13 protein-coding genes are annotated in these 17598 nt (G+C 56.4%); all 13 read left to right on the forward strand.

Going from position 1 to position 17598, the window contains the following annotated elements:
- Window positions 1-2: 2 nt before the first annotated feature.
- The 13 genes from H3V04_RS00305 (at window position 3) to H3V04_RS00355 (ending at window position 17571) form a co-directional block, all read left to right on the forward strand.
- Window positions 3-743: an N-acetyltransferase gene (locus H3V04_RS00305; protein ID WP_198186830.1), complete on the forward strand. Its 741-nt coding sequence runs from the start codon at window positions 3-5 to the stop codon at window positions 741-743.
- Window positions 730-2040 (forward strand): sugar MFS transporter, encoded by a 1311-nt coding sequence (locus H3V04_RS00310; protein WP_198186831.1) that lies wholly within the window; start codon window positions 730-732, stop codon window positions 2038-2040. Before H3V04_RS00305 ends, H3V04_RS00310 begins: the two co-directional genes overlap by 14 nt.
- A 28-nt stretch (window positions 2041-2068) precedes the next feature.
- Window positions 2069-2806, forward strand: coding sequence for a 4-hydroxy-tetrahydrodipicolinate reductase (gene dapB, locus H3V04_RS00315; RefSeq protein ID WP_198186832.1), 738 nt, complete (start codon window positions 2069-2071; stop codon window positions 2804-2806).
- A 58-nt stretch (window positions 2807-2864) separates the two neighbouring features.
- Entirely contained in the window at window positions 2865-3020 is a 156-nt protein-coding gene (locus H3V04_RS10460) for a hypothetical protein (protein WP_373564624.1), read from the forward strand.
- Window positions 3021-3127: 107 nt separating this feature from the next.
- A complete protein-coding gene (locus H3V04_RS10465) occupies window positions 3128-3256 on the forward strand; it encodes a hypothetical protein (protein WP_373564685.1) in 129 nt (42 codons plus the stop codon).
- A gap of 291 nt (window positions 3257-3547) precedes the next feature.
- A complete protein-coding gene (locus H3V04_RS10380) occupies window positions 3548-3682 on the forward strand; it encodes a hypothetical protein (RefSeq protein WP_269748856.1) in 135 nt (44 codons plus the stop codon).
- Between the two features lie 272 nt (window positions 3683-3954).
- The gene (locus tag H3V04_RS00325; protein WP_029677804.1) at window positions 3955-4248 is read left to right on the forward strand and encodes a WXG100 family type VII secretion target; all 294 of its coding nucleotides are present in this window, start codon (window positions 3955-3957) and stop codon (window positions 4246-4248) included.
- A gap of 459 nt (window positions 4249-4707) precedes the next feature.
- On the forward strand, window positions 4708-6441 hold the full coding sequence (locus tag H3V04_RS00330; protein ID WP_198186833.1) for a serine/threonine-protein kinase: 1734 nt from the start codon (window positions 4708-4710) through the stop codon (window positions 6439-6441).
- Between the two features lie 17 nt (window positions 6442-6458).
- Window positions 6459-6881, forward strand: a complete 423-nt coding sequence (locus H3V04_RS00335) for a hypothetical protein (RefSeq protein ID WP_198186834.1) — start codon at window positions 6459-6461, stop codon at window positions 6879-6881.
- 4 nt (window positions 6882-6885) lie between these two features.
- The gene (locus tag H3V04_RS00340; RefSeq protein ID WP_198186835.1) at window positions 6886-12210 is read left to right on the forward strand and encodes an Ig-like domain-containing protein; all 5325 of its coding nucleotides are present in this window, start codon (window positions 6886-6888) and stop codon (window positions 12208-12210) included.
- 3 nt (window positions 12211-12213) lie between these two features.
- Entirely contained in the window at window positions 12214-16785 is a 4572-nt protein-coding gene (locus H3V04_RS00345; RefSeq protein WP_198186836.1) for an FtsK/SpoIIIE domain-containing protein, read from the forward strand.
- Window positions 16782-17297, forward strand: coding sequence for an FHA domain-containing protein (locus tag H3V04_RS10470; RefSeq protein ID WP_198186837.1), 516 nt, complete (start codon window positions 16782-16784; stop codon window positions 17295-17297). The genes H3V04_RS00345 and H3V04_RS10470 overlap by 4 nt, the downstream gene beginning before the upstream one ends.
- Window positions 17290-17571: a hypothetical protein gene (locus H3V04_RS00355; protein WP_198186838.1), complete on the forward strand. Its 282-nt coding sequence runs from the start codon at window positions 17290-17292 to the stop codon at window positions 17569-17571. The genes H3V04_RS10470 and H3V04_RS00355 overlap by 8 nt, the downstream gene beginning before the upstream one ends.
- Window positions 17572-17598 lie beyond the last annotated feature (27 nt).

Consider the following 17598-nt stretch of genomic DNA (forward strand, 5'->3'; position numbering starts at 1 on the left):
AGATGACTACGTCCAGTAATCACGACCAGGCCTCCCGGCGGAAGGGGAGCGTGGCAATAAGACCCATGGTCTGGGCGGATATGCCCGACCTGGTGGGGACCTTCGACGCCACCTGGAAGGTTCAGGAGGATCCCGAGGGGACCGTGTCCCGGCTGAGCGCCGCACATTTCATCCTGCACTACCTGGTGGGTGCCACCAGGGCCCGGATAGCCGTCGATGGGCAGGACTTCCTGGGGGTGACCCTGCTGGCCGAGGGGCGCGGCGAACCCTGCTTCCCCCAGGCCCAAGCGGAGCTGGAGAAGGTGGACCAGCAGCTGTCTGCCACGACCTTGGGCGCCCAGACCCTGGACCGGGCCCGCCAGTGGCAGCTGACCGAGGTCAAGCTCGAGGAGAAGTGCGGTCTGGCCGTCCCGCCCCAGGCCGAGTTGAGGCTCTTCCTGGTCTCCAGCCGTGCCCGGGGACGCGGCGTGGGCGGCGCGCTATGGCGGGACACCCTGGAGCATCTGGACCAGGCGGGCATCGAGCGCTTCTACCTGCATACGGACTCCTCCTGCGATGTGGGCTTCTACGACCACAAGGGCATGGAGCGGCTGGCCGAGCTCAAGGGGCGGGACCATGCCGCCTTCGCCGGGCGCGACCCCTCCGACGACCCGCAGTTCTTCGAGGGAATCGACGACATCTTCATCTATGCCGGCCGTGTGAGCGACCAGCTGGGCAAGGACGGTGATCATGGCGGCCGCTAAATCCCCCTTCCTGCGCCTGTTCACCTACCCTGGCGCCGCCGGCTTCTGCCTGTCGGCCGTTCTGGCCCGCCTGCCTCTGGGCATGATGGGTCTGGGCATTGTACTGGCCTTGAACCACATCTATGACAACTGGACCTCGGCCGGTCTGATGAGTGCCGTCTACACGCTCTGCGCGGCCCTGGTCACCCCCTTCTACGCCCGCCTGTTCGATCGGTTCGGCCAACGTCGGGTCGGGGTGACCGCCCTGATCGTGCAGGCTCTGGCCATCCTGGGATTTGCCGTGGGTGCCATGCGCCGGGTTCCCCTGGGTGTGCTCTTTGTGCTGGCGGCCCTGATGGGCCTGACCCAGTTCGCCTTCGGAGCCCTGGTGCGCACCCGCTGGGCCTGGGTGCTGCGCGACGACAAGACCAACCTGCTCAACACCGCCTATGCCCTGGAGTCGGGGCTGGACGAGTGCGTTTTCATCCTGGGGCCCATCCTCTCCGCCTACTTGGCCACCTCGGTCAGCCCGGTCTCCCAACTCTACCTGCCTGCCCTGGCCCTGCTGATCGGCGGACTGACCTTCTTCGCCATGCGTTCGACCGAGCCTCCGGCCGTCGTTCGCATGGAGGCCGTCAGCCAGTCTGCGGCGGATCATTCCCCGGTGGATGCCCACGGGGACGTCCTGCCGAGTGATGCTGACAGCCACCAGGGCTCCCGCTCGGCTCTGGTCTACCCGGGCATCCTCCTGTTGGTCGTGATTTTCGTCGTCTTCAACATGAGCTTTTCGGCGGTGGACGTCTCGGTGACCGCCCTGACCAAGTCCATGGGCCGCGAGGGTGCTGTGGGCCTGCAGCTGGCCCTGTTCGCCCTTGGCTCCCTCTGCGGGGCTCTGATCTTCGGCTCGGTCAGGCTCAAAGGATCCCGCTGGCGCTATCTGGCGACCTTCCTGGTGCTGCTGACCCTGGGCTACGTGGTCTTCCGCCTGGTCATGGACAACCTGGTCCTGCTGGGTCTGGCCGAGGTGCTGACCGGCCTGTGTGTCTCGCCCATCTTCGCCACCGGCAACCTGATCGTGCGCGAGAACGTGGATGCCCGGGCCCTGACCGAGGGACTCTCCTGGCTGTCCACCGGCGGATCCATCGGCACCTCACTGGGATCCACCCTGGCCGGTGTCGCCCTGGATCAGTTCGGGCCCCACGGTGGCATGAGCATTCCGGCTATGGTCACCTGCTGCGCTGTTCCTCTGGCTCTGCTGGGCTGGGCCAGGAGCCGCAGGAGGGGTATGGTCGTGGAAAAGACCGAAAATGCACAGTGAAATGAATTAGGCAAGAAGGAGGCAGCCGATGATCCGCGTATCGGTGCTGGGCGCAGGCGGACGCATGGGAACCGAGGTGGTGCGTGCTCTGAAGGGCGCGCAGGATATGCAGACGGCCCTGCTGCTGGGTCCGGATGACGATCCGGCTGCCATCAATCCGAGCAATACGGATGTGGCGGTCGACTTCACCAGCCCTGATGCCGTCCTGGGCAACACCCTGACCCTGATAGGGCAAGGGGTCCACTCCGTAATCGGTACCACCGGGTGGACCAAGGAGCGCCTGGACCAGGTCAGGCAGACCTTGGACGAGCATCCCGGACTCAGCGTCTTCATCGCTCCCAACTTTGCCATCTCAGCAGTGCTGGCCGACCGGTTCGCAGCCATGGCAGCCCGCTACTTCGAGTCGGCCGAGGTGGTCGAGCTGCACCATCCCGACAAGGTCGACGCCCCCTCCGGCACTGCTCTGGGAACCGCTTCCGCAATCGCCGAAGCCCGTCGCCAGGCTGGCATGGGTCCCATGCCTGACGCGACCCAACAACCTGATCCCTCCAGGGGCCGGGTGGTTGACGGTGTCCACGTCCATGCCGTCCGGCTGCGGGGACTGAACGCGCACGAGGAGATCCTCATGGGCAATCCCGGCGAGCAGCTGACCATCCGTGCAGACAGCTTCGAGCGTGTCTCCTTCATGCCCGGAGTTCTCCTGGCAGTCCGCCGTGCTGGAAGCATTCCCGGACTGACCGTGGGCCTGGACCACTACCTGTTCTGATATCCGCAAGAGCGTCCCATCTGCTTCCTCCTGCCCCTTCGGACGGGTGATCCCCGCCATGATCACGTCCATGAACAAGGACGGATCCGTGGATTACGGGGCAGCCGCCAACCTGGCCTGGACTCTGGTGGCAGATGGGGCCGACGCCCTACTGTTCGTGGCTTTCCCGGGATGGGATGGTGGCCCGCTTCCGTTTGGTGTGCGAGTCGGCTGAGCGGCTGATCATTTTCTATGATGTGCCTGGACGGACCGGTCTGCACATCGAGATGGACACCTACCGGCGGTTGGCTGTGTGTCTGGTCCTGCTGGTCCAGGCGCTGAATGGCCAGGGCCGCTTTGAAGGCGCCCGGCAGGCTGGATCAGACTGCCATGAGGCTGTCCGATCTGGGTTCCGATGAGGGTCAGGTGGGTCTCACCCGTAAGGGCATGAAAGCTGCCGGGCTGATCTGAATCAGTCCTGAAAGCAAGCAACGGTGCCATTGCCCCTTCTCCAGCCACGTCCACCGGGCGCAGCAGATGGGCGCAAACCGTTGCTTGTTGTTGGCTGAATCCTCCCGCTGGTTTGTGGCTCTGGTCTTCCTGATATCCATGGTCCGTCACTGGATTTTAATCATCTTCTTGGATTTCCGCGGATTCCAGATGTTCCCTGCTTGGCTGTCATTGCGGATTGATTGGAGGGTAACCAGACGGGGACCTGCCCCGACTTGTCTCATGGGCTCTCTCCGGCTGGCATTGCGGTGGATGATGCCAGCCGGTGCGGGCGATGTAGAGGGCACTCGCCATCCTCACTCCCAGATCGATGGCCTGCTTCTTTCTCAAGAAGAGTTCATGGGCATCATGGCTGCAGGCGCTTGCCTTGACGGCTACCGGGCGTGAAGGAGCCTCCTGCTCATGCAGCACACGGACGAAGTGGTCCATCTGTCCAAAATGCGGACATAGCGATAGCCCGGCAGATGTGGTAACAACATCGGCGGGATTCCGAAAGGCAGTCGGGTCATAAAAACCAATATATTTGCGATTTTGCGGATTCGACTGCCATCTCGATTAGGCGAAATGCCCGGTCAGTGATAAACTTTTCTTGTTGGTTGAGGAAGCTGATTGTTTTTTGGCGGTATCTTTCAGCTGATTCGTGCATAGGAGGGAATGCTATGGCAAATGTATCGGTTACTTATGGTGATTTGGACGGCGCTGTCAACGATTTGAAGAATGGGCACGATACCCTCGTCTCCGAATTGAATGCCTTGAAGAGCAAGATTGATGCCCTTGTCGCAAGCGGATTCGTGACGGACCGTGCTTCCGGCGCTTTCCAGCAGTCTTATGAGGAATTCACAAAAGGAGCCACCCAGACCGTCGATGGTTTGAACGGCATGGAGGACTTCCTGAACAAGACCAAGCAGTCGCTGTCTGATCTGGATAGCCAGCTGGCCAGTTCTTTGCAATAGAACCTCTGTCTGCGAGGGAAATATGCGCCTTTGCGCCTGCGGGTGTGTTAGCAGGTGGGGCATAGTTGCTTAAGACGTGTATAGGTGCATTCTGGCATTCTTGTCTCTAAGACAAGACATCGCAGGCGATGGAGCTGTCTAGGCCTATCGCGGTTCCTTCTCATTAGCCATGATCAGAAGGAACCGCGATTGCCTCTCTCCAATGGCTCGTTGTTGTGTTATGAGAATCAGTCTGTCGGATGTGTACTTGCCAGCGGAATAAACAATCTTGGCTTGCCAGACTGTGATGTTCGCGTGCATGCGTCCTCCGCAGGAATCAGAAACCTTGTTGAGGATTGAGGGGTCGGCTTGATTCCACATTGATGTCGGGATCGGGACTGTGGCTGATTCCTGAACAATGCGGTTTCTGTTACGAAGTTGGTCAATAACTCAAAATACGTGCAATAGCTGGAGAGAGATGTGGCTGCTGAGAATACGGTAATCGGCGGGAGGTATCGTATCTTGACGCAGATAGGCAGGGGCGGAATGTCCACTGTCTATCTTGCACTGGATACATCATTGAACAAGCAATGGGCTGTCAAGGAGATCAGACAGGTAACCGATCCCGTGAAGCGGGACATGATCATCAAGAGCATCACCGTTGAAGCCAATATGATCAAGCGCTTGGACCATCCGGCTATTCCTCGGATCGTTGATCTGATCGATGACCATGGCACGCTGTATGTCGTCATGGACTATGTGGAGGGCCGGACGCTCGCGGATATCCTTAAAAACGAGGGACCCCAGCCCGAAGACCGTGTAGCTGATTGGGGCATCCAGCTCTGCGATGCACTTAACTACCTGCACAGCCGGAAGCCCCCGGTCATTTACCGGGATATGAAGCCATCGAACGTTATGGTAACTCCAAACGGAGCCATCAAACTGATAGATTTTGGCATTGCCATTGAAATGGGATCTGATGATGACCGGTCCTCACTGATCGGAGACGACAGGCAGTTGGGCACGCAAGGTTATGGTGCTCCCGAGCAATTCAGCGAGACAGGTCACGTGGATCAGCGCACCGACATTTATGCTTTGGGTGCGACACTATACAACCTGCTGACAGGCGTACACCCGCGTTCTGGATCGTTCAAACCAATCCGGGACATCGTTCCCTCCTTGTCCGCTGGCCTTGAAGAGATCATATCTGTCGCGACTCAGACAAACCCTGAGGCAAGATTCCAGAACTGTGCTCAGATGGCTTATGCATTGAGACATTACAAGGAGGTTGATGAGGTTCATCGTCAAGCGCTCACCAGGAAATGGCGTGCGTTCATCGCTGTCATAATTGCTTCAGCGGTCTGTTTTGGGCTTTCGGCATGTTCGCTGGGCATGGTGTATAAAACGCGCAATGGCGACTTCAGTTATTGGATGGACCAAGCCGCTCAGACAACGGTCAGCGCTAGAGCCGAAAACGATTTTGTCCATGCTGCCTCCATCAAACCGGACTCTGTCGACCCGTATATGGGGTTGATCAGTTTGTATACGGCAGACGGTGCATTCGATTCACAAGAGGAGCGCACATTCAATGCTGTAATCACAGAGCACAGCAATTCTCTGCGTAAACATTCCGAGGACTGGTCGAGATTGTGTTATGAAACAGGAAAGCTGTATTGGTACTACTTCAAGGTGCCTGAAGAAGCGAAAACAGCCTCAGGCTCCGCTATGACGGATCAGGAATCAATGAGGATGGAACGCATCAGGGCGGCCTCTCCTTGGATGCATGAGGCAGCCAAGAACAAGGATTACAAGAAGGCTGAACTCGCGGATATCTACGCAGGCATGGCAGATTTCAATACGCAAATCGTTCCACTCATCAATGAGGGATCGGATGCCGGCAAATACAAACCGTATGCAAGACGCTTGCAACAATTGCTGGATGCTTCCCGTCATGAAAGCAATGACGTTATTCGATTGGAGGCCGCCAATCTGACGCTGGACGCCTTGCAGATCTTTCCAAGGAAGTTCAGAGCGGATGGCATCGGCAAGGATCAGATGAATGCCTTGGCGGATCGGTCTATCTCCTTGGCCGCCTCGGTAACCCCTACGACTGCGTTGCTTGACGAGAGAAAAAACGAGGCCAATGAATCCTCAAAACGGGTGCACGCCTCTATAGACAACGCCTTTGTGGATATCAAGGGGGATAAGCGATGAGCACCTGGTCCTGGAGAATGCTGGCTCTGGTATTTCTGGCGGTTGCCCTGGTTCTGGTGGTTGCCGCGATTGTGCTCTATAGGGTCCTGCATATACGCCAGGTGCGGGATGCCCTTACTGGCCGCAGCGCGGCTACTGAAATTGAACAGATGCGCACAGCCAGGGCAGGTACATGGGCAATGGCCGGCTCACAACTGCAGACTGGCGATCTGAGTTTCAACCCAGGAATTGGGAACAGTCAGGATTTCGCATCTTCCCGCGAGCATCCGGTCGAATTCGTGGTGCATTCGGCCGATACATCATCGGAATCCGGGCAAATGGGCGCTCAATCATCAGGGGTTGATGATGACGAACAGCAGACCTCTCTGATCGGCCATGAGCATGCCGAAACCAGCGCTCGCGATGATGAGGCCCAAACCACGCTTGCAGAAAGGTTTTGACACCATGGTGGAGTCCGTAAAAAGCACTAAGGCGATAAAGGTCTTCTGCTGCATCATGAGTTTTTCAGTTCTGTTCTGTCTCACCTTGCTCGTATGGCAGCTATTGCTCCCCACCCGTGCCTTGGCGGCGGAGAAGAAGAGCGCCAAGGACCGCATATCCGTATCGATGACTTATCGGCAGATGAAGTCCGAAGATGACCTTACAGACGGAAAAACATGGATTGCCGCAGGGCCGCGTTCTGTTACGTTGACTATCACTCCGCGTTCGGCGGATGGTGTCGATTGGCAATCTTCAAACGATGGCTCGCTGGCAATCGAAGGCATCAGTATCTCCGGCAAGGGACCATGTCCGGTCCTGCAAAGCGACGATCCCGGACAACAGCCTTCCCGGACCTATACGCTTAGTTACACCGATGGCGGAGGCAACTCCCATGATGGCCAGGAATATTCGTTGGACAAGTGTCGGCTGAAATTCAGCTATACATTAACTTCGGACAAGGAGGGCGAGAAGGCCGAAAGCCTCAGCGGAGACTTTTCGGAAACGCTCAGTTCCATAAGTATGGCTGCGGTCGATAGCGAAGGCAAGGATATCGATTTTGCTGAACATCCCGATTCCATAATTGTGGATTCAACATCTGACAGAAGCCTCAGACTATGGGTATCCGGGGTTCCGAAGGCCGACCCGCTTTCTGGCTATTTCCGCAAAGTTGACGCAATATCTCTTTCGTCACGCGACCCGTGGCTGGACCGTGTAGTCAACATTGCCTTCAACAACCACAAGAAGGCCAATCCCAATGCCGATTTTGCTCCCATGACCATAAGTCGGATTCCTCAGCATGACCAGGCCGATGACCCCAATCATCTGCCTCCTGCCAGCTTTCCTTGCGGGCGCCACGACTCATACTCGCAAAGAGATACTCGAATCGACAAGGGCCATGGGGATCACTCAGGGGTCTGGAAGGTGCTCAATCAATCATGTAAAGCCGATTTGGGCAGGCCGCCATACAATTCCAATGCCCGTTATGAGGCCCGCCCCCAAGAGGAGCTCGCCCGTTATCTGCATCCAGCGGATGCCGGGCAGGATCACAACTACCTTTCATTCATTTATGACACTGAAAAGCCTATGCTGACCTCAGCCAGCTATTTGTCCCACGGTCTTGAATCACACCCTGGAGATGTTGATTTCCCCGTTTCCGACGGAGTCATGGCCTTCAAGGATCGCGTCATCAGGCTGAGGGCCAAGGATATTCTTCCATCCAGACCAATCGTCAATTCGAATGGCGACCAACAATACCCGCAGCGAATCAGGAATGACGGTCCCAGCGATCCCTTCGCCTCCGGCTTGGCAAGGCTCATGTTGAAAGGGAACCGTTATGACGGTGTCGATAGTCAAGGCAATCCCCGGACTCCGGTTCCGTTGAAACAGTGCTCCGCTGACACCGGCGTTCGGAACGATGACGACTGTGATTACTCTATCTCCACAGGTTCTGATGAACAGGGCGAATACTATGACGTTGATTTTCGATCCTCCGGATATTACGATTTCAGCGCCATAGAGGCCAAAGTCGTTGATAAAGCCGGCAATGAAGATGACCTCTTCCCCCTCAAGAGTGGGCAGACGGATCGCTCCAAGTCTCCTGACACGAATGCAATGATTGGCAAACTTCTGATTGATGTCAGCTATGAAACAATCGGGGAGCCCAGGATTGCGGTTGCGAGTCGTTCCTCCGACGCTCCCAGGAAGCCAGGTGCTGTGCCGCCTGCCCCCTCCGGCAGTGGACTGGACAGGTATTATTTCAATTCAGATGTCCGCTTGGCCGTGCAGACCAAAGACCAGTATTTGGCCTACTACCTCCATACGCTGGCCAATGATCCCCGCAGAAATGTCGGCGTATTGAAATATTGGCGCGATGATCTGCCAAATGGGTCCAACGAGGCCAAGACGGCCTGCAAGGTGGAGGAATCCAACATAACTGAGAATCGCGACGAAAACTGGACGTGGAGTCTGGCCTGTGCCGACAGTGTCGAGCAGATCAATGGAGCTAGCGGAACCTATCCGACCAATGGTAAATACACCTTTGTGCTCAATGCGGATATCATGCCTGCTTGGTTCGCTTCCTCAAGGACTCAGTTCGGTATCGATACCAACGCTCCTGTGGCAGATGGATTTGAGGGTCCGCGTGGTGACGGATTGAAGATAATCCGTAGATTCCCTATCAAGGGTTCCCATAAGACCATTGTGACCAGTCCCGGACAAAATCATATCCGGTTCAGGGTTCAGGATCTTCTGCCAAAGGAGCAGGTGGGTGCTGATGAAGTCCCGGGAGCCTCGCAGGAGGGAGCATCAGGTATTGCCGGGAATTGCGCTGCGGGCACCTGCCATGGCACGGTCCAGATTTCCATGCCTGCTCCAACCGATTTGCAGGGCAATGCCATTGGCGACTCTGCTGCAAGGAACATGACTTTACCGGTGGATGAATCCGGCTGGTTCAAGATCGATCTGAAAGACGAAGGTTTATACGATCTGTCGAAAATCGTGCTGACTGTTGCTGATTGGGCAGAGCATCCGGTCAATAGCGGTGATGGTGACCGGGCGCGGAATGTGCTGAAAGTCAGCCTCGACGAGTTGGTCAACAAGTACCCTGATGCCGGAGGCTTCAATGAAGCCTACGATGCCCTGGTGATCGACAACCCTCAGAATCAGAGGACGGCTGAGATAATACTTAGACAGGCCGAGTCCAATCCCGCTTCCACGAATCCTGCATACTACTTCAGAGGCGAAGCGCTTGTCGACTTCAAGGTGAAAGACAGGTGGTTCCCGCTGTATCAGGCTGTCGGCGACGAGAGCAATAAGAATTTCTTCCATGGCTCCGTCAGTCCGGCCGCTCCGACACCATTCCACGCAGTGTCGTTCGAACCAGACGCCTGGGTTCCTGACTCCGCGAGTCCGGACACCTGGGTGTTCCGAGGATATCGGGTTCCCCGTTCTTCCGCCAACCAGAACAGTCCCCATGAAGGGGTGTATGAGTTGACGCTATCCTATGCTGGCCTCCAGTGCGACAGCAGCCGGTTCGCTGCAGCACAGCGTAAATTCGTCATTGACTATACGGGTCCCCAGCTGGGCAGTCTTCACTTATCGGCGACCACCCCCCATCAATGGCAATGGATATTCCCTACATCGCCTCTGCATGTGTCCTTGGACGGTGTTAAAGACCAGGTTTCCGGTGTGGATGAGAAGAGCGTGTCGTTTACGGATTACCAGGGGGATGAGGCGACTCCTATGCTTGGGTATGACCCTTGGCTGGCCCCTAAGGATGCGCAGACCCCTGAATCCACCTTGCGATTCGAATCTGATGAGGTCATTGCTTTCGATATGAACGCCGACAGCCAGCGTCTCAGGTTTGATACCACATCGATGGCCGTCAAGGATTTAGCCGGCAACCCCTCATCGACTCATGCGCTGAATTCATATGGCGGCGATCGAAGCGACATAGTCAACGATACCCAGGGATATACGGGGGCTGCCCTCGATCTTGCCGGTCCGAAGATCACTGTGACCTATGACAACAATGATGTAAGAAACGGCAAGTATTACAAGGCCAATAGGGTGGCCACCATTGTTGTAGACGAGTCGAACTTTGATTTCATAAGTGCGAAGGACGGCGGGCGCATCATCGTTGAATCAAATGTTGATGGTCGCAGGGCCCGACTTGCCGCCAAGGATTTTTCAAACCCAAGCGGCGATAAGCACACTTATCTGGCAAAGCTGGCCTGTGAGAGTGATGGAGATTGGACCGTCGATGCCTCGTTGACCGACCCAGGCGAACACCAAGCGGTTGCATTCCATGATGAATTCGTCATCGACACAACCAGGCCGGTGCTCTCACTGAAATTCGACAACAATGACTCTAAAAATGGCATGTACTATAAGGCTCCCCGAGTGGCCACCATCGAATTGGTGGAGCGTAATTTCAGCAGGGGGGAATCGACGGTAACGACATCGGCCAAGGATGACGCCGGCCATGAGGTTCCGGCTTCTTCAGGTGATGGCTGGTCGTATGCAGGAGATCCCAAGGAGTACACCCTGGTCCAGCAGGTATCGTTCAAGGGTGAGTATCATTACACGCTCGAGGCCAATGCCACTGATCTGGCCGGAAATACTGCGGAGGCGGTGAAGGAGCCGGAATTCGTCATCGATATGACCAAGCCCGATCTTCATATCGAAAAAGTGGAGGACAAGACAGCCTATGCGGGCACGGTGGCGCCACGAATACAGGTCGCTGACACGAATATGGATCAGAGCCGAACGACCTATGCGCTTGTCGGGGACAGGCGGGGCAAGGTCAAATCCGCGGACTTGGACCCGAACGAGCATGAGGAAGATAACACCCGAACGGTCGATATTCCTGATTTCAAGCGCAAGGTAGCAAACGACGATGTGTACACGCTGACTGCAACAAGCGAAGACATGGCCGGTAATTCCACATCTGTAAGCAAGACCTTCTCGGTCAACAGGTTTGGCTCGACCTACCTGTTTTCAGCGGGAACGTCCTCGGTCAGGGGTGCGTATTTGAAGAAGGCGGTGCCTATCGAAGTCACCGAGCTGAATGTCAGCGGCATTGATCTGGGTAAGTCAGCCATCAGGTTGGCCAAGGACGGAAGCATCCATGCTGTTCCTGGATCCGATTATCGGATTGTCGACGATAGCGACAGTGGATGGAGCAAACGAACCTATGAAATTCCTGCCAGGTTATTTAAGGGCGACGGCTATTACCGCCTGATGTTCACATCCACTGATCGAGCAGGGAATCTGTCCGAGAATACCATGCAGCACAAGGATGCGAAGCGCAAGGGGGATGCCTCGGTGAACTTCGCAGTGGATTCGCAAGCTCCAACAGTCTCAGCTCTGGGCATTGCCTCTAACAGAGTGTACTACGGGCAACGGCATGGTGTGGGAATAGATGCCAAGGATAACATGAAAGTCCGCTCCGCACGGATTGATGTGGATGGCAGGACACAAGGACGGTGGTCTGGTGATGAGCTCCTCAGAGGTGCGCAGTCCATTGATCTGCCGGCGGATGCTCATAGGCACACGGTGACGGTCAGGACCGAAGATGCGGCGGGCAACATATCCTTGATTACCTATCAGGATGTGGTCGTCGCTTCAGACTGGTGGCAATACATACGTGAGAACGGATTGCTTTTTGTGCTGGTCATCTGCCTCGGAATTCTCATGACGTTGGCGGTCATCATCCTTGCGGCTCTGATTGTCAGGCATCATGCGGCAATGGCCTATAGGCGCAATCCATTTGGCAGGCAGGAGCGGTGAGCCATGAAAGGCCTTGTCAATATTCATGATGCCCGGTCGCAGGCTCGGTTTACGGCCTACTTTGATGTGCCGGGAGACTCGTCGTTGGCTGACCTGCTTCCCTCGCTGGCCGGATTTACAGAGGGAGCAACAGGCAGGAAGGTCGATGTCGGTATCGACGGGCGCCGGGTGGACCCGCGTCTGAGCATTGACCAGGTAGGTCTGCATGAAGGATCATGGATTTCCTTGCTGTGCGAGGGAGCGACGATTGTCGACCCGCGGGTTCGTCCGGCTGATGACCCAGCAGCAGTTCAGCTGCGCTTTCTCAGTGGATTCAATGCAGGTGCCATATATGACGTACTTCCAGGTATCTTGAGGATAAGTTCCCTGATGGATCCTGAAAAAGTGTCGATCAGCGCTGATTTTCTTCTTGACGTTCATCCGGATGGCCGTCTGATGGTGGTGCCAAACATACGCGAGGGCGCCGTGGTGAAAGTCGGCTTCCTGCGCAGGCCCAAGCGGCAATTGCATTCCGATGTCTGGCTGGACGGGCATGAGCTGATAGAGCCGACCGAGCTGCACTATGGACAGGAGCTTGTGCTTCCCGAATGCATCATCAGCGTGACCAAGGGGCATCCGGATTCCGTGCCGGTCGACAAGGAAGACAGCCCGGGGCACTGGCTGTATACCCGGCCGCCGAAGATCAGGAATGAAGTACGAAACAGACGATATACGCTCCCCGGCTCCCCGACCCGTCCTGACAAGGCCCCTATACCGATCCTGTCGACCCTGTTGCCATTTGCCATGTCCGTGGGTATGGCGGTCATTCTGAAGAATTATTCTTATCTTGCTTTTGGCATCATGTCACCGGTGATGATGATAGCTTCGTATTTCTCCGGCAATAACGGCATGAGGAAGAAATATAAGGCGCAGGTCAAACGTTACGAGCAGAGCCGGGACCGCATCAAGGAACAGGCCAAGCATGCGCTTGAAGAGGAAGTCAGTGATGTTCGGGCCGAATACCCTGATCCTACAGCCTTGCTTGATCTTTGCGCCAGTCATAGTGCACAGCTATGGAACAGAAGGGCCACGGACGACTCATGGCTTGGATTGCGCATAGGCACGGGAGATGTCAAGTCGCATGTATCCATGGAAATGCCCGATAACCTTGATTTTGAGCGTGTCAAGACATGGCAGCTCCATCATTTCCCTGTCGTTGTGAATTTGCCGGCTGCCGGCTGCCTGGGGTGCACAGGTGAGCAAGCAGTCATCTTCCCGACAGTGCAGTGGATTGTCGCTCAAATGGCAGCTCTGCACTCAGACCGGGACTTGTCGATATATCTGCTTTCGCCCAGGTCCAGAAAGCAACAAGAAGGGGGTCGGCCTGCTCCCATACCAGCGCAGATTGATTGGTCCTTCGCCCAATGGCTCCCGCAGCTGGTTCCGCAGCAAGGGCAGAATGCAGTACGCACATTGGCTACCGGCATCGAAGACATAGCGATGAGGATTTCGGAACTCATCGCCATGCTGGACGATCGCAAGGAGCTGATGCATTCCCAGTCCATGCAGAAGTGGGCTGGGCCATCGGTAGTTGTGGTGATGGAGCATGCACATGTGCTCAGATCCATGCCTGGCACCATCAGACTCCTCAAGGAAGGGCCCCTTGTCGGCATGTACATGCTGTGCGTGGAGATCGATGAGAGGCTCTTGCCTGAGGAATGCCAGACCGTGGTGACAGGGGAGGCTGGCCAGCTGAAGGTCCGCAGCAATGTCTCTGATGATGTCAATGACATCATGCCCGATCTGGTCACACAGCAATGGCTTGATGCTCTTTCGCTGTCCCTCGCGCCTTTGGAGGATGGCAGTCCTGACGAGAGCCAGTCCGCAATTCCCTCGCAGAGCAGACTCCTGGACCTGCTGAAGCTGACGCCGACTCCTGAAGAGATCGAAGCCCGATGGGCCCTGCAACCTCGCTCGACCTTCTGCACGATCGGTGAATCGGTCGACGGCCCCTTCGGCCTTGACATCGCCAAGGACGGGCCCCATGGGTTGATAGCCGGTACAACCGGCTCGGGCAAGTCGGAGCTGCTCCAGTCCCTGGTGGCTTCGCTGGCCGTGGCGAATAGGCCGGAATCGCTGAACTTCGTGCTCGTCGATTACAAGGGCGGTGCGGCGTTCAAGGACTGCGTCAAGCTCCCCCACACGGTCGGAATGGTCACGGATCTGGACAACCATTTGGTTACCAGAGCTCTGGTCTCGCTTGGCGCGGAACTGAACTACCGCGAACATCTTCTGGCCCTTGCCGGTGCCAAGGACCTTGACGATTATATGGACTTCCGGGAGCTCCGCCCTGATCTGACGGAGATTCCCCGTCTGCTGATCATTATCGACGAGTTCGCCTCCCTGGCCAGGGAGCTTCCCGACTTTGTCACCGGCCTGGTGAACATTGCGCAAAGGGGCAGGTCATTGGGTATCCACCTTCTCCTGGCGACTCAGCGACCAGGAGGTGTGGTCTCGCCGGAAATCAGGGCCAACACCAACCTTCGTATAGCCCTGCGCATGACGGACGACAGCGAAAGCCAGGATGTGATCGATGCCAAGGATGCATCGCTGATCAGCAAGTCCACTCCGGGTAGGGCCGTGGTGAGGCTCGGGTCGAATTCCTTGGTGCCCTTCCAATCCGCAAGAGTTGGAGGCAGGTATATTGACCCGAACGACAAGGCTGGGACAAAGACAGAGAAGCCCTTTGTCCGCGTGCTTTCCTTCCCCCAGATCGGCCAGCCGGCTCCTGCGCGTCCCAAGTCAAGAGAGAACAAGGGGGATGTAAGCGTAACCGACCTTATGAAGTTGGTCGAGAGTATCTGCGAGGTGGCCAAGGATGAGGGCATTCCCCAGCAGCGGCAGCCGTGGCTGCCTGCCTTGACCGATGAGATTGGTCTGGATGACTTGCCCGACAGCGAAGATGGTGATGCACAGGCGGGCCTTCGAGTTCCTTTTGCCATCGGGGATTACCCCAAACTGCAGAAGCAAAGCACGGTTTTCCTTGATATGGCGACCTTCGGTAACCTCTTCATCATCGGCACGTCGCGCAGCGGCAAGACCACGGCCCTTCGGACCATAGCTTTCTCCGCCTGCAAAAAGTATGCACCCACGAAGGTCCAGGTCTACTGCATCGATGGTGGCAATGGCGGCCTCGCTCCTCTCACAGCCTTGCCCAATGTGGGCGTTGTGGCCCTGCGCAGCGAAACGCAGAAGATCGAACGGCTCCTGAACAAGGTCGAAAGGGTGCTCAAGGCCAGGTCAGCCACCCTCTCCAAGGGCGGATACAGCAATATTGACGAGTTCAATCGTGGGCTTGACCAGGATCATGAGGAAGAGGCCCTGCCGCATATGCTGGTCATGTTGGATTCATGGGACGGGTACAACTCCACCTTCGAATCCTATGACAGCGGTTCCCTGATCACCCGCATGCAGAACCTGATGAGGGAAGGGCCGTCGGTCGGTGTGCATTTCATCCTCTCCGGCGACCGCTCCCTCCTGTCCGGACGGATGACCCTGCTGGCAGACAGCAAGATCATGCTGCGGCTGGTCGACAAGACCGACTATTCGGAAATCGGAATCCCCGCCAAGGAGGTACCCGACAAGATGGCGGATGGGCGAGGTTACCAATCCGTTGACGATGCCGAGATTCAGATTGCGCAGATTCGCCGGGGGGAGGTGGGCCAACAGGAATCCGAGGCCATCCGCACCGCCGGTGTCGCACTGGCTACCGGCAGGGATGCCGGCCTCTCGCGGTCCCGTCTGCCCTTCAACGTCGAACAGTTGCCCGATGAGATATCCTTCGATCAGGTATACGCCTTGGTCAAGGAATCCGGGTCCCTGGACAATGGTTTGTTGCCTTTGGGCATCGGCGGCGAAGACAACGATCTTATTGCCTATGATCCGGTGGCAACGCCGATTCTTCCGGTCTTCGGCGGCATGCAGAGCGGCAAGACGACATTGCTGATTTGGTTGGCCAACATGGCGTTGTCCGCTGGGTATCATCTGGTCATCGCGGCCCCTAAGGACAATGCCCTGAGGCGTTTCGAGGGGGTGCCCGGAGTCGTGCGCTTGTTCACGACCCCTGCGGACCTGACGCAGGAGAATCTTGAACCATACGCGCGCAATGGCGATGAGAAGGCTCTGGAAAGCAGCACCGAAACGGGGTTCAAAGGCAATCTTCTGGTGTTTGATGACTGTCAGCTGCTCAAGGAGATTCCCGCCAGTGAGTGGATGCAGAACCTGGTCGGATCATTATCGAAGAGTGACGCCTCATGCATCTTTGCTGGAGACATCATCGACTTCCCCCAGGGCTTCGGCAATTGGGGGTCTTCCATGAAGAAGATCAAGCAGGGGGTGCTCATCAGGCCTGAAGAGATGCTGAATGCCGATTTGATTGGGGCTAGATTAAAGCGCTCGCAGTTCAGCTCTGACATGCCTCAAGGCAGGGGTTTCGCACGACTCGGAACAACAACGGTGTCTGTGCAGTTTCCCGAGCCTGGAAGTGAACTGACTTTCCCCTTCCAACCTCATATGAAGGGCGATGATATACCGTGAGCCACAGGAAAAAGAAAACAGGGCTGGCTAAAACCGCACAGCCTGCCAGAATTATACCGGAGATTCCTAATCTGCCGCCCATTATGCAGCAAGAAGCTGTTGACAAGTGGGATTTACATGATGGGTCCCTAACGCCAAGGCAGGTTCATGAAAGTCCTGCAGGTGGAGATGGCTCATCATATGACCTGGTGTTTTCGGACGGCCGCCGTGTGCCCTGTGCCCAGCGCTGCGTGGTTGGCAGAATGCCGAAACAACCTGGTGAAAACTATGACGCTTACTTAGTGGTGGATGATCCATCTCAGCAGACATCAAGAAGGCATTTCGAGTTTGGAGTGACTTCCATAGGTCAGGTATGGGTCATGGATTTGGGATCGGCCAACGGGACCTTCGTTCTGTCGAACGGCACCTATGCTCAACTGCCTGAGAAGAAGCGAACTGTTCTGGCTGACAATGATGTGATTAGGTTCGGAGGGCTGAGCGCCAAGGTGGAGAGGAGAGCTGACCGTGGCTGACAGGGTTGTTGTTTCCTATGATGAATTGGACAAAGCCAAACAGGGTCTGGAACAAGTCAAACAGATTCTTGACGATTTTGCAGGTGTGAGGGGGGACGAAAATGCCTTGGGCAGTGAGCTGGTCATTGACGCGTATGACTCATATGTGCGCCGCCTCAAAGGTGCCAGTGGCAAGTACTCCAAGAAAGCCGGAGACTTCGCTTCGATGCTTCAAAACGTTATAGATCAATTTAAGGAGCTTGATTCTCAATTGGGGCAGAAGGCAGCAAATTGAGCGGTCGGACGTGCGCGCTCAAAGATA

The sequence above is a fragment of the Bifidobacterium sp. M0353 genome (assembly GCF_016100645.1).
GTDB classification, from domain to species: Bacteria; Actinomycetota; Actinomycetes; order Actinomycetales; family Bifidobacteriaceae; genus Bombiscardovia; species Bombiscardovia choladohabitans.

Bases quoted from the DNA above. Each gene is read 5' to 3' on its own strand.
- H3V04_RS00305 (WP_198186830.1), top strand. From the start codon at position 3: ATGACTACGTCCAGTAATCACGACCAGGCCTCCCGGCGGAAGGGGAGC.
- H3V04_RS00310 (WP_198186831.1), top strand. From the start codon at position 730: ATGGCGGCCGCTAAATCCCCCTTCCTGCGCCTGTTCACCTACCCTGGC.
- dapB (WP_198186832.1), top strand. From the start codon at position 2,069: ATGATCCGCGTATCGGTGCTGGGCGCAGGCGGACGCATGGGAACCGAG.
- H3V04_RS10460 (WP_373564624.1), top strand. From the start codon at position 2,865: ATGATCACGTCCATGAACAAGGACGGATCCGTGGATTACGGGGCAGCC.
- H3V04_RS10465 (WP_373564685.1), top strand. From the start codon at position 3,128: ATGGCCAGGGCCGCTTTGAAGGCGCCCGGCAGGCTGGATCAGACTGCC.
- H3V04_RS10380 (WP_269748856.1), top strand. From the start codon at position 3,548: ATGATGCCAGCCGGTGCGGGCGATGTAGAGGGCACTCGCCATCCTCAC.
- H3V04_RS00325 (WP_029677804.1), top strand. From the start codon at position 3,955: ATGGCAAATGTATCGGTTACTTATGGTGATTTGGACGGCGCTGTCAAC.
- H3V04_RS00335 (WP_198186834.1), top strand. From the start codon at position 6,459: ATGCTGGCTCTGGTATTTCTGGCGGTTGCCCTGGTTCTGGTGGTTGCC.
- H3V04_RS00340 (WP_198186835.1), top strand. From the start codon at position 6,886: ATGGTGGAGTCCGTAAAAAGCACTAAGGCGATAAAGGTCTTCTGCTGC.
- H3V04_RS00345 (WP_198186836.1), top strand. From the start codon at position 12,214: ATGAAAGGCCTTGTCAATATTCATGATGCCCGGTCGCAGGCTCGGTTT.